This window comes from Wukongibacter baidiensis (assembly GCF_050888315.1).
In the GTDB taxonomy this organism is placed as follows: Bacteria; Bacillota; Clostridia; order Peptostreptococcales; family Caminicellaceae; genus Wukongibacter; species Wukongibacter baidiensis.
Map to the genome: position 1 here is coordinate 6,163,604 of NZ_CP138202.1, position 12,558 is coordinate 6,176,161.

General features: G+C 32.7%; 12 protein-coding genes. 9 read left to right on the forward strand and 3 right to left on the reverse strand.

Translation table 11 applies throughout. From position 1 onward, the window contains the following. Positions 1–54: 54 nt before the first annotated feature. The gene (locus tag R9X47_RS28270) at positions 55–825 is read left to right on the forward strand and encodes a GNAT family N-acetyltransferase (RefSeq protein ID WP_432664401.1); all 771 of its coding nucleotides are present in this window, start codon (positions 55–57) and stop codon (positions 823–825) included. On the opposite strand, the gene R9X47_RS28275 is transcribed toward R9X47_RS28270, so the two are convergent. Next, positions 786–1,049 carry a hypothetical protein gene (locus R9X47_RS28275; RefSeq protein ID WP_432664402.1) on the reverse strand — a complete coding sequence of 88 codons (264 nt, stop codon included), beginning with the start codon at positions 1,047–1,049 and terminating at the stop codon, positions 786–788. The genes R9X47_RS28270 and R9X47_RS28275 overlap by 40 nt on opposite strands. Positions 1,050–1,346: 297 nt before the next feature. Between R9X47_RS28275 and R9X47_RS28280 the strand changes: the two genes are divergently transcribed. Beyond that, the gene (locus R9X47_RS28280; RefSeq protein WP_432664403.1) at positions 1,347–2,276 is read left to right on the forward strand and encodes a sulfurtransferase; all 930 of its coding nucleotides are present in this window, start codon (positions 1,347–1,349) and stop codon (positions 2,274–2,276) included. A 172-nt stretch (positions 2,277–2,448) separates the two neighbouring features. Here R9X47_RS28280 and R9X47_RS28285 read toward each other — a convergent pair whose 3' ends face one another. Then, on the reverse strand, positions 2,449–3,897 hold the full coding sequence (locus tag R9X47_RS28285) for an NAD(P)/FAD-dependent oxidoreductase (RefSeq protein ID WP_432664404.1): 1,449 nt from the start codon (positions 3,895–3,897) through the stop codon (positions 2,449–2,451). Between the two features lie 241 nt (positions 3,898–4,138). Next, positions 4,139–5,521 (reverse strand): hypothetical protein, encoded by a 1,383-nt coding sequence (locus R9X47_RS28290; protein WP_432664405.1) that lies wholly within the window; start codon positions 5,519–5,521, stop codon positions 4,139–4,141. 289 nt (positions 5,522–5,810) lie between these two features. On the opposite strand from R9X47_RS28290, the gene R9X47_RS28295 reads away from it, so the two are divergent. The 7 genes from R9X47_RS28295 to R9X47_RS28325 all read left to right on the forward strand — a co-directional run bounded on the left by R9X47_RS28295 (position 5,811) and on the right by R9X47_RS28325 (position 12,554). Beyond that, positions 5,811–6,734 (forward strand): DUF1848 domain-containing protein, encoded by a 924-nt coding sequence (locus R9X47_RS28295; protein ID WP_432664406.1) that lies wholly within the window; start codon positions 5,811–5,813, stop codon positions 6,732–6,734. A gap of 50 nt (positions 6,735–6,784) precedes the next feature. Then, on the forward strand, positions 6,785–7,654 hold the full coding sequence (locus R9X47_RS28300; protein ID WP_432664407.1) for an NADAR family protein: 870 nt from the start codon (positions 6,785–6,787) through the stop codon (positions 7,652–7,654). 668 nt (positions 7,655–8,322) lie between these two features. Then, positions 8,323–8,871: a GNAT family N-acetyltransferase gene (locus tag R9X47_RS28305; RefSeq protein WP_432664408.1), complete on the forward strand. Its 549-nt coding sequence runs from the start codon at positions 8,323–8,325 to the stop codon at positions 8,869–8,871. Between the two features lie 260 nt (positions 8,872–9,131). After that, the gene (locus R9X47_RS28310) at positions 9,132–9,740 is read left to right on the forward strand and encodes a DMP19 family protein (protein WP_432664409.1); all 609 of its coding nucleotides are present in this window, start codon (positions 9,132–9,134) and stop codon (positions 9,738–9,740) included. A gap of 129 nt (positions 9,741–9,869) precedes the next feature. After that, entirely contained in the window at positions 9,870–10,325 is a 456-nt protein-coding gene (locus R9X47_RS28315) for a DUF2691 family protein (RefSeq protein WP_432664410.1), read from the forward strand. 262 nt (positions 10,326–10,587) lie between these two features. Next, positions 10,588–11,208: a TetR/AcrR family transcriptional regulator gene (locus tag R9X47_RS28320; protein WP_432664411.1), complete on the forward strand. Its 621-nt coding sequence runs from the start codon at positions 10,588–10,590 to the stop codon at positions 11,206–11,208. Between the two features lie 44 nt (positions 11,209–11,252). Continuing rightward, positions 11,253–12,554: an MFS transporter gene (locus tag R9X47_RS28325; RefSeq protein WP_432664412.1), complete on the forward strand. Its 1,302-nt coding sequence runs from the start codon at positions 11,253–11,255 to the stop codon at positions 12,552–12,554. Positions 12,555–12,558 lie beyond the last annotated feature (4 nt).

The window sequence follows — 12,558 nt, forward strand, 5'->3', positions numbered from 1 at the left end:
AAAGGTGATAGTAATTATATACTTATACATCTTATATATTAAGGAGGTTCTAACTTGATAGAGCTATTAAATAAGGAGATGTACTATCTTCGTCCTCTGTGCAAAGGAAAGAAGAATATTGACCTTTGGTCTTGTATTGAAGGAAAAATGGGAAAAGCGTGGGTTGATAGTAAGAAAGACCCTACAATTGCAATAGTTGTTGTTGCTGATTTCTGTCACTTGCTTGGGTCTATTAAAGATAAGAGGGATGAAACTAAAATATCAGGTTTACTTGATAAGTGTAAAAGAAAAATCATCGTAGCCGATGACGTCTCCTGGGTTTCAATTCTTGAAAAGTACTATCCCAATAGTTTTAAAAGATTCAGTCGATTTTCTATCAAAAGGGAACCAGATATATTTCAAAAAAATATTCTCAATGATTTTATTTCTGCTGTAGAGCAAGAGTTTAAAATACAAAGAATTGACGAAGTCCTGTACTATAAGGTTATAGAGGACAAATTCATGGCAGACTGCTGTTCGAATTTTTCGTCACTAAAAGAATTCTTAAAGTATGGAATGGGATATGTAATAGTACACAATGAAGAGATAATTTCAGGAGCATCTTCATACAGCTCTTGTGAAGGCTTCATTGATATTACTATCGGAACGAAGGAAGAATATAGACAAAAGGGACTAGCGTTGGCCTGTGCTTCAAAGTTGATACTAGAATGCCTAGAAAAAAATATATACCCTGTTTGGGATGCTGTAGATTTAAGGTCTGTGGCTCTTGCAGAAAAATTAGGGTATCACCTTGATAAAGAGTATGAGGTATATTCTATTTCATAGGGAATAGATTTAGGATTTGTGATTATACCTTGTATAATATTTGTTAGTCCTCCTGAAATAGCTCCATAAAAAGGTCCTAGAACCACTGCTACAAAAATAGTACCGATAGTATCTAGAAATAATAGCGGGATTTTCAACATTGATACTATGGTGCCAAATACAATATTAATCACAATACCCATAGAAGCAAAGATTAGTGCATATGTAGTCTTGTTGCTATTCATTCATATAACCTCCTCAGATTTCTTTATTCGCATAAAGTATATTAATTAATTTCTTTAAAGTACAATAGTAATTTTCAATGAAAGAACTGCGGCTATAGAAAAAAATAATAAATTGCATCTAAATATATAAATTACTTCTTTAAGCAAATTAAAGAGGTAGAACTATAGACAATATTTATAATGAACCTGAAACCATTAAATATTTCAATTAGTTTTTCAAATACAAATATAATAATATAGATAGTGTTGAACTTGGTTATATATTTATCAATCTTATTATCACAGAGGAGGAAAAGAATGAATAAGAAGGTTTTAAAGGTTCTACTAATTTCAGTAATATCATTATTTATGTTGGTCGGATGTGCTAAAGGAGCTAACAATACTAGTCAAATAAGTAATGGAACCTACGCTGATCCGAGCTACATAGAAGGTGTTGATTGGCTTAATGAGAATATAGGAAAAGATAATATACTTATTCTTGATGCAAGGGGAGAAAAGGAGTATGAAAAGGGACATATACCAGGGGCTGTTAACGTTGCTTGGCAAAGCTTTGCTAATATGGATGGGAAGCCAGGAGATAAAGGCTGGGGAGTAGTGTTAGATGCACAAAGGTTATCTAAAGCCCTTTCTAATATCGGTGTTGATAAGGAGAGAACTATAATAGTTTATAGTGATACAAAGAACGGTTGGGGAGAAGATGGTAGATTTGTATGGCTGATGAGAATGGCTGGCCTTGAAAACTCCAAAATTTTAAATGGTGGATTTAATCTATGGAAAGAGAAAGGATATGAAGTTTCAAAGGAAAGAACTAACCCTAAAGCAAGTGATTTTACAGTAGAAGAGTTAAATTTAGATTATACAGCTGATACTGACTGGGTTAAAAGTAATATAGAAACAGCTAAAGTATTAGATAGTAGAAGTAAAGAGGAGTATAATGGAGCAACTAAATTTGGTGAAGCCAGAGGCGGTCATCTCTCAGGGGCTATTCACATGCCATATACTAGTTTACTCAATGAAGATGGAACACTTAAGTCTCAAAAGGAATTAGACTCCATGTTTAGCGAAGCTGGAATCAATAAGGATGATGAGATTGCTACATACTGTACAGCCGGGATTAGATCAGCTCATTTAGCCATTGTATTAAGAATGGTTGGATATGTAAAAGCTAGAAATTATGACGAGTCATTCTATACTTGGGCTGCAGAGAAAAGCTTAGATTTGGAGTAGCTTGGAGAAACTTTTCTAATAATATTATCAAAAAAAATAGGATTTAAGATTGAGAGTAGGACGGTTTGAAGTATTTATCGATAGATACCTCAAACCGTCCTAATATATTACCAGTACAATATTCCTTTTATTAACATAATATATCTTCTAAGTTCTAATTCACTAAACTATCTTACTGTTCATTATAAAAATTCCTTTTAACTCTTTGACCTAATATAGAAGAACCTGGTCCTCTTTCAGTTACGAACTCTTCAGGCATATGATTCTCTCTAGCTATTATTTTTTTTACTCTCTTTCCACAAAATGCCCCTTGGCATTTTCCCATACCAGCTCTTGTTCTCTTTTTTATACCATCAATTGAGGTGATTTTTATTCCTCGATTTAATGCATCTACAATCTCACCCTCTGTAACTTGCTCACATCTACATATTATTTTTTCTGGACTAGATTCTATGTTTATCAGCTTATTTACTTCTTCGTTATTTAACTCCTTTTTCTTAATAATGGCTTTTCTGTAGGGATTAAAATTATCTTTCAGATTTAAATCTAATCCTGCGTTTTTTAAGATTTCAACTACCTTGAGGGCAATGGCTGGTGATGAAGTAAGACCCGGTGAATCAATTCCGGATACATTTATGAAACCATCTACTTTACTTTCTTCTATTATAAAATCCCTAGTGCTACTTGTTGATCTAATCCCAGAAAATGAAGTTATAATCTTTTTCATATCAAATTCTTCTATAGATTTTTTAGCAGTGTCTATTATATAATTAAGAACTTCCTTATTTGTACTCACATCATCTTTATCACCGATCTCTTCTGCATTAGGGCCTATCATTAAGTTTCCGTGATAAGTACTTGTTACTAAAACTCCTTTTCCTTTTTTTGTTGGAACCTGGAAGATTACTCTATTTACAAGCTTACCATAGCCTTTTTCAAATAAAACATATTGTCCTTTTCTAGGAATAATATGAAAATCATATATGCCGACCATATTAGCAATTTTATCACTGTATACTCCAGCTGCATTAATTATATATTTGGATTTCACATGTTCTTTAGTAGTTATTATTGTAAAATGGTTATCATCAATTAAAATATCTTTTACTTCATTTTCTAATCTAAGTTCTACTCCATTTTCACAAGCATTTTCTGCAAGGGCTATAACCATTTCATAAGGGGATGTAATACCCGTATGTTCACTCAAAAGAGCACAGGTGACTTTAGAACTTATATTAGGTTCGATCTTCCTTACTTCTTCTCCATCAATTATCTTTAGGTCATTAACACCGTTCTTAAGGCCATTTTCAATAAGCTCTTCTAATACGATTCTGTCTTCTTCAGAGAAGCCCAATACTAATGATCCCGTTTCTTTATATCCAAAATTTAATTCATCATTTAACTTCTTAAACATGCGATTACCCTTATAAGAAAGCTCACCCTTTAAAGTTCCATGCTTAGCCGTATATCCTCCGTGGACAATGCCACTATTAGCCTTAGATGCTCCATTACTTACATCATCGCTTTTTTCTAATAAGACAATACTTTTGTCGTATTTAGATAATTCTCTAGCTATAGAACATCCTACTACACCTGATCCAATGATGCATACATCGTACATTTGAACTCCACCTTTTCAACAGGATTAATTACTTTTAAAATACCCATACTTACTAAATTTAAATCAGTAAAAAAGACGTACTCAACTGTTGTTACAGTTTAAAACTTGATATTTTAAACAGTTAGCCCAGGAAGGATAAAAACTCTAAAGAAGTAAGGTGATTGAAGAACATAAAGAATGAACAGTCCTTGTATAGCTTGGCAAGGGCTGTTCATAGTTGTTTTGTCGATTTCAAGCATCATCAAGGTGTAACACTTATTGCTACACCACCATTTCCTCCTGCATTTACAGAGGTTACAAGCGTATTGTCAGAGGTCTGAATGACTTCTACGATATCAGGATTTGAGTTGGACACATAAACTCTGCTTCCGTCGGTATTAATCGCCAGTCTCTGAGGTGAATTAGCAAGGCTTAATTGTTTAATGACCTTATTGCTTGCTACATCAATGACATTTAGAGCGCCGAAGGCCTCAAAGACTTGATTAGAAGTTACATAGACGAAATCTGATGATGGAGAGATGACAATATCAGTTTCAAAGTTAGCACGGGTTAGTTCTATATTTGCAAAATTTGAATTATCCGATGTTCTGATAACATTTATAAACTGTGTGTTTCCAATTACATAAACAAATGCTCCATCTGGAGTAATGGCTAAATTCTGAGGGTTTAGCCCTAAATTTACGGTATCACTTATTGTTTGGTCCGATGTTCGTATAACGTTTACTGCGCCAAATGCAGTTACAACATATACAAAAGCACTATCAGGTGTGCTGGCGACAGAAAGTGGGGAAGTATCTACATCGATGGTCTTGATAACTGTATTGTCTGAAGTTCGGATGACGGAGACCGTACTATCGCTTGTATTCGTGACATAAACAAATTGACCATTCGGGGTAATGGTGATATTCCTATACACATTGGCCCTATTACCTTTACCCATACCAATTGTTTCAATAACAGTGTTATCAGACACACGTATAACAGAAACAGTGCGAGCATCAATATTGTAGACATAAACAAATTGACTGTCTGGAGTGATGACTAGATTCTGCGATCCTCCCTGTACATTTACAGTATCTATGACTGTATTATCGGATACACGAACTACAGTAACCGATGCGCTGTTAAAATTGGCTATATAAACAAAGTTTCCATCAGGGGTAATGGCTAAGTTAAGGGGAAAACGCTGAACAGGAAAAGATGTGATCAGCGTGTTGCTCTGACCATCTATTGCCGATGCATTATCTGAACCTTGATTAGCGACATAAATTGTTTCGGGTATAGCCGTGCATCCTGCAACTGTGAATTGTGTATCAGAAATTGGCGTGTTATTAACTTCTGTACTGGCCACGAAAGTGACAACTGTGGCAACTGTAGATGTGGTCACAGTAACACTTGATGTATACTCTCCATTCTCATTTGTTACTGCTGGGTTAGGATCAAAACTTATACTATTAGGTTCTGAACTAGCAAAACTTACCTGAGCTCCTTCAACTGGAGATACTCCATCGGAGGTTACTAATCCACTGATAGAACCTTGGCAATTGATTTCCATGGGAACTTCCAAAGAAATCGTTGGGGTTGGACAAATTTTAGAGGGTTCTATCAGTAAGGTTTTATACATAAAATCAACTCCTTTTAAGTAGTTGGAAGTAGTAAAAGACATATCCTATTTCCAGTACATACTATTCAAGTGTCCAATATATGTTACTAGAAACGCAGACTGCCAGGACAGTAATATCTGAGAAATGATATAGATCCACCAGATAAGAATCCGTATACAAATTAAAATTGCTACAGGTAAGTTGAGTGGATAAAAGAAGAATGATATATTGATATAGAAGTGATAAAAAAGAAAGTTTTTTTATAGGTTGCTAAAGAGATAAATATAGAAACTATTGGAGAGTGATTTAATGATTATAAGTGCCAGTAGAAGAACTGACATTCCAGCATACTATTCAGACTGGTTTATAAGGAGACTTAAAGAAAAATATGTACTGGTAAGAAATCCAATGAATTATAACCAAGTAAGTGAAGTTTCACTAGACAGAGAGACTTTGGAGTGCATAGTTTTTTGGACAAAAAATCCTTATCCAATATTAAAATATATTGATCTATTAGAAGATTATAATTATTACTTTCAATTCACTCTAACCTCATATGATCATCAGATAGAAAGAGGGTTACCGCCAAAAAGTAAACTAGTACCTATATTCAAAAAGCTATCTAGTATGATAGGTAAAGAGAAGGTTATATGGAGGTATGATCCAATACTGCTATCGGATAATATTTGCCTTGAGGATCATTTTGAGAAATTTAATCTACTAGCTAGTAAATTAAAGAATAGTACTCAGAAATGTGTTATTAGCTTTCTAGATATATATCCAAAGATTAGTAAAGGAATTCAGTCAGAAAATACTAGAGCCTTAGAACATCATGAGATGATAAGCATTGCAAAAACATTCTCTGAAATTGCAAAGAGCTATAGCCTTGATATTGAGACTTGTTCAGAAAAAATAAATCTTGAAGAATTTGGGATAAAGCATAGCAAGTGTATTGATGATGGTTTGATTAAAAGACTATTTAATTACAGCGGAATGGGACCTAAAGATTCAAATCAAAGGTCTGAATGTGGCTGTGTAAAGAGTGTTGATATTGGGGCATATAACACATGTAGCAATGGATGTGTGTATTGCTATGCAAATTCTCAAAAGAATATTAAAAGTAAGCAGCATATTGATTCACCGTTTATAACAGGAGAATTGGATCAAAATGATAAAGTTATAAAGAGGAAGATCGACATGGTGTTTTCAAATCAAATTGAGTTAATGATCTAATAAAAAAGCTAGAGATCGTTAATTTGTATATAGGAAAGGAATAAAAACAGATGAAAAAAACATATAGTTTAAGTAAGCCAATGCCACCTTTATGGCTGATGTATCCAAGTATTACTAGGTATAGTATTGGTTGGAGAATGGGATATGGAGAAGGATATGCTAATGAATATTTTAGATGGTATTCTAGTTTAAGTACGGAGGAAAAACAGAAATACCAACAAATGTTCCCAGAACCGAAGGGATGGCTCGGTTGGTATAAGGATACAGATGAAGATATTTATGATGATGGGACATTATTTTGGAGTAAAGATCATAAATTGAAATATTCTCTTGATAGCCTACAAAAGGATTTTAGGAAGGGTAAAAAGACAAAATATATATTTTTCTGGGGTCATCAACCATCTAGTGATGGAAAGATTACAAAGAGTTGCATGAGCCAATGGTGGAAATCAAAGTTTACAATTGATACTAGTCATTATTGCTGTATGGAACAGTATATGATGGCTGAGAAGGCAAGAATATTTAATGATCAAGATATGTTAGATGCTATATTAAAAAGTAATAGCCCTAAGCAAATAAAGGAATTTGGAAGAAAAGTTAGGCATTTTGATGAGGAGATATGGAGGAGAAAACGTAGTGCAATTATACTCAATGGTAATTTCGCAAAATTTCTACAGGATAATGAGCTAAAGCAATACTTAATACAGACAAAGGGTAAAGTGCTTGTTGAAGCAAGTCCATTTGATAAGATATGGGGAATAGGACTATCAGTAGATGATGAAAATATAAAAAATCCTCTATTGTGGAAGGGTCAGAACCTTTTAGGATTTGCTTTAATGGAAGTGAGAGATGAACTTATAAAAATTTGTGAGAATGAGAATAGAATAGATTATGAAAGTCTATATAAACAATATGGATAACATTAGCTTGCTAGCAAGAGTCTTACATAATTTCACATAATCCTATGACAATTCTTACACATTTCATATATATACTAAACCCATAGTTAAGATTCTAACTGACCTATAATTTATAAGTGATTACATAGGTAAATAAGAAGAAGTAAAGTTAAAGAACAATATGGAGGTTATAGTATGTCAATGAAAAAAATAGTACCATTGGGATTAAGTCTTGTATTATCGGTGGGCTTGTTAATACTTGTTAATGATCGAGTGCCGTTAAAACGTATCAAACTGAATTAAAGGAGTAAGTAAAAGAAAGAATGATCTGATATAATCATGACAGATATTTATAAATCAAAGGAGGCGTAGGATAAAAAAGAAACAATCTAGGGAAAGAAAGTTAATGGCTTATTGCATTAGCATTAAGAGCTTTTGTACCAGCCTTTGCTTTAGAAGGAAAGGCTGAGAATAAAGCAAATAACAGAGTTTAAAGAAGAAAAAGGGCTATTAAAGTAGCTCTTTTTCTATCTAAAAGATCAAAATGATTGTCGACAAAATTAGACAAAGGGATTTCTTTAAATTTAAATAACTAATATACTTGAGTGTAAATTGATTAAATAATAAGGTGACAGTAAATAAAGAAATGTTCCATAACATACATTATAATACTGTGGGGGTAATATAATATGATTATTGAAAACAAAACAATAGAAGGTAAAAGTCTAACATGGGTACTTCGCTCTCCAACAAAACAAGATGCAATTGAGTTATCTAAATTAAGAGTTAAAATTGATGGTGAAACAGAAAATCTTGACAGAGAACCTGGTGAAGGTCTATTGACGCCAGAGGATTTTGAGAAACTAATTTATGAAGATTCAATAGATGAAAGAACCATATTTTTAGTTGCAGATATAGACGGAAAAATTGTTGGCTTTACTCGTTGTGAAGGAAGTAAACTAAGTAGATTTAGACATAAAGCAGAGTTTGGAATATGCGTGTCAAAGGAATACTGGGGTCATGGAATTGGTAGAGTACTACTAGAAAATGTATTAAAGTGGGCAGATACTGTGGGAATTGAGAAGATTTCATTAAATGTGGTACAAACCAATTCAAAAGCAATCCAATTATATGAAAAATATGGATTTGTAGAAGAAGGAGTATTAATAAAGGACCGCCTTCATAAAGATGGAAAATATTACAATACAGTTGTAATGGGAAGACTATTGAAGAAATAGATATTAACAATCCAAATGCAATATTCTTATATTTTAATTAAGAGCCTAGGTATAAAACTGTAGGTTCTTTTGTTGCTTGTTTTTTAGTATAGTTCTTTCATATTTTACCTGAATACTAACTTAGAAAATAGTGCTATGATTAAAGTATACATAAAAGATGAACTGATACTATAATATGAGAGAAAATAGTGTTAGGGAAGGTACTATATTGTGTAACTGCAGAATATGCAACTTTACAAAAAATTTGGAGAGATAATTAAATGAAAAGTGTAATTTATATATTAATTGTTTTAGGGCTTCAAATGCTATTATTTTCAGGTTGTAAAAATGTTGGACTAGAGGAGAATGAAATGACTAAAAAAGAGTTGGTTGAAATAACAATCGATGATGAAGTTATAAATTCTAATGATGTATTTAGAATTATTGAACCTTTATGGTGGAATGTTAGTATTTATGATGGAGAAGAACAATACTTTAGGGATTTACAACCGTTTACAGATTCTCAAAGATATGTTTTTGCAATAATATGGTATTTAAGTGAAGTTAATAATGGAGGACATGACCAATTCTATTTTAATTCAACAGGCATTGTTTGGGAAGATGCTATGAAAGGATTTGAAGTTATCGGATTGAAAAAAAACTACGAGATTATTAAAGAATCTACAATGCGGTTAGGAGGCTATCCTAGTAAAGATAGAATTGAAAGAAATAATCAATTAGAAAAACTTGAACCTGAGTTTGATGATTTAGATGATAGACTTTATAAATTGGAAAAAGACATTGATGAAGAGTTATTGGAATATATCAAGAATAATAGAGAAGAATTCTATTTTAAAGGTGATGTTGAAAAGCCAAGTGATTTTGACTAATTAACTAAAATGAAAGGCAATAAATATTATGTTTGAAAATGCAGAAATGATTGTGAATGGAACGATAGAATTTGTGAACTAATACAGAAGAGATTAATAGATTGCAAAAAGTTGTGAGGATGATGATTTATGGAAAAAAGAGGAGTAAGATTTAGAATTCATAATGAACTTAATATAATAGATGCTTTAAAACCTGTGAATATTGAAGAATATGTTTGGCATTTGGAGAATATTGAATTTGTTGAGATGGACGATAATAAAAAATACTGGAATATTGAGCAACCATTTATTGAAAGAGGATCTAGCTTTAAAGAGAGATTAGATAACAGTGAGTATTATGCAATCTTTGGTGAGATTATCGCTTTTCCATTAAAATCTAAACCTTGTAAGGTACATAGCTATGAAGAATTTCTATCAAGTGATGCAGAGCTAGTTTTACTAATCGTTGACGTAACTTATATTGATATTTATTGTAAGGATTTAAGACTAGTTGAACTACTTTATCAAAATGCAGAAAGAAATTCTTATGAAAAAGTTGAATTTATTGACGAAAATGACCCCAGATATAAGTTATCCGTGTGGTAAGTTATTGATACAGGCGAACTATAGAATGAGGTCTTCTTTTCAGCTTATGTAAATGAATAAAAAAAGTTCGAAAAGCCAATAAGATAATTAGATCTTGTTGGTTTTTTTGAGCTCATTTATCGAAGATAAATCTGACCAAAATGAAAGGATTTGATGCTGTTAAGGCGTTATTGTGCAAAAAATGGAATTGACAACTTCTGCCGGTTTGATGTATAATTAAAACAGACAGAAGTTGTCGGTCGGAAGAAAGGGCGCGAAATGAATGGAGAAAACATATGACCATATAGATATAAACAATGAAAAGGTGAATAAAATAATAAACGCTGCTTTTGAAGTATTTACCAAGAATGATTTAGAAAAGGCTTCTACAAACAGTGTTGTTAAACTAGCCGGTGTCTCTAGAGGGCTGCTGTATCATTATTTTAAAGATAAGCAAGATCTATTTGAGTTTCTAATTTATTTTTCTATAAAAGCTATTGCTATTGATATGGAGAAGAGAGTCGACTGGGAAGATTCTGATCTCATGAATCGTATGCGACAAGCCATTTTTTTGAAATTTGAAATAATGAGCAAGTATCCATATGTCATTGATTTTTTCGATAAATATTCTTACCAAGTAACTCGTACAGACATAAGAAAGCAAACAGAAGAAATTGCTCCAGGAATAAGAGCAAAATTCTATAAGCACAACTTAGATTTCAGTTTGGTAAAAGAAGGCATTGATATTAAAAAAATGATTAATGTTGTCAAATTGACTTTAGGAGGAATAGTAAGAGAGCACTTGGATAAAGCAAAAATAAATAATGAACCATTTGAATTAAACAAATTAATTGAGGAATGTGATGAATATATCAAATTCTTCAGAAATCAGTTTTATAAATAGAAGAAATTAACTTAGGGCAGATGTAAGCATAGTGAGGTGATGAGATGAAAATTAAAGGCCAAAAATTAAACATGAATCTTATCCTATTGCTTATGGGACGAATGGTATCTGATATAGGATCAAGTATACAAATGTTGATTATGCCTCTATACATCATTGACATAGGCGGATCAGCAGCGACAATAGGACTATTTTCATTTCTTTCATTGATTCCAGTAATCCTTGCTTATCCATTTGCAGGAGTTATCGGTGATCGGTTGAACAGAAAAAAGATTATGGTGATTGCAGATTTTTCAAGTGCAGTTATTGTGTTGACTCTAGCCTATGTATCTTATCTAGACAGGATGAATCTTAGCCTATTGTTGATCACTCAAGTATTTGTATCACTGTTATATGGTTTCTTTGATCCAGCTACTAAAGGAATGATACCTAGACTTGTAGCAGAGGATGAACTTAATAAGACCAATTCAAGAGTTGCTACCTTACGGATTCTATCAGGGGTGGTTGCCCCTTTAATAGCAGTTGCATTATACACGAAGTATGGTATTACCTTGCTCTTTCTGATTAACGGAATCTCCTTCCTGATTTCTGGATGTAGCGAGATGCTCATCAAATACAAGCATATTAAAAAAGAATCTATTAAAGGCTTCAAAGGAGTATTGCATGATATGTCAGAAGGGGCTCACTTCATTAAGGAGAGTCCACTTATTAGACGATTAAGCGTTTATTTCTTGATAGTATTCGCATTTATTCAGCCAGTGTTCAGCGTTATTCTGCCTTTGTTTTTTAGAACAAAGCTCAATTATTCTGATACTCAATATGGGTATATACAAGTAGTATTGCTCATGGGGGCATTGCTGGGCAGCATACTTGTAGGAGTAATTGGTAAAGATAAAGATAAAGATTTAAAGAGGCCGATGATTATAGGTATTATATCGATGGTTATCACGATGTTTGCCTTCACAGGATTATTGTTTCCTGGCGTAGTTTCTTACTTGGGGAATGATAGTCTATTCTACTTCATTCTATTTTCGGCGGTGATGTTCATGTTATATAACGCTATCATGTTCATCAGTATTCCAGTACAGACAATTATTCAGAAGAAAACCCCCAACGATTATATGTCCCGAGTATTTTCTATAGTGGGATTGATTAGCAAAGGGGGTATGCCACTTGGGGCATTGCTATATGGAATGGTTCTTAATAAGATAGAGATACACATAACTATAATTATTACAGCAATGATGGTCATGATTGTATCTATAATGTTTTTGAAGTCGATGAATAAAATAAATGATTTTAAGTCTAAAGAAGTTAATTTTAAAAGTAATTCAATTACAAACTAAACCA

What these genes read in the sequence shown, in the direction of transcription:
- R9X47_RS28275 (WP_432664402.1), bottom strand. Translation starts at nt 1,049, where the DNA reads ATGAATAGCAACAAGACTACATATGCACTAATCTTTGCTTCTATGGGT.
- R9X47_RS28280 (WP_432664403.1), top strand. Translation starts at nt 1,347, where the DNA reads ATGAATAAGAAGGTTTTAAAGGTTCTACTAATTTCAGTAATATCATTA.
- R9X47_RS28285 (WP_432664404.1), bottom strand. Translation starts at nt 3,897, where the DNA reads ATGTACGATGTATGCATCATTGGATCAGGTGTAGTAGGATGTTCTATA.
- R9X47_RS28290 (WP_432664405.1), bottom strand. Translation starts at nt 5,521, where the DNA reads ATGTATAAAACCTTACTGATAGAACCCTCTAAAATTTGTCCAACCCCA.
- R9X47_RS28295 (WP_432664406.1), top strand. Translation starts at nt 5,811, where the DNA reads ATGATTATAAGTGCCAGTAGAAGAACTGACATTCCAGCATACTATTCA.
- R9X47_RS28300 (WP_432664407.1), top strand. Translation starts at nt 6,785, where the DNA reads ATGAAAAAAACATATAGTTTAAGTAAGCCAATGCCACCTTTATGGCTG.
- R9X47_RS28305 (WP_432664408.1), top strand. Translation starts at nt 8,323, where the DNA reads ATGATTATTGAAAACAAAACAATAGAAGGTAAAAGTCTAACATGGGTA.
- R9X47_RS28310 (WP_432664409.1), top strand. Translation starts at nt 9,132, where the DNA reads ATGAAAAGTGTAATTTATATATTAATTGTTTTAGGGCTTCAAATGCTA.
- R9X47_RS28315 (WP_432664410.1), top strand. Translation starts at nt 9,870, where the DNA reads ATGGAAAAAAGAGGAGTAAGATTTAGAATTCATAATGAACTTAATATA.
- R9X47_RS28320 (WP_432664411.1), top strand. Translation starts at nt 10,588, where the DNA reads ATGGAGAAAACATATGACCATATAGATATAAACAATGAAAAGGTGAAT.
- R9X47_RS28325 (WP_432664412.1), top strand. Translation starts at nt 11,253, where the DNA reads ATGAAAATTAAAGGCCAAAAATTAAACATGAATCTTATCCTATTGCTT.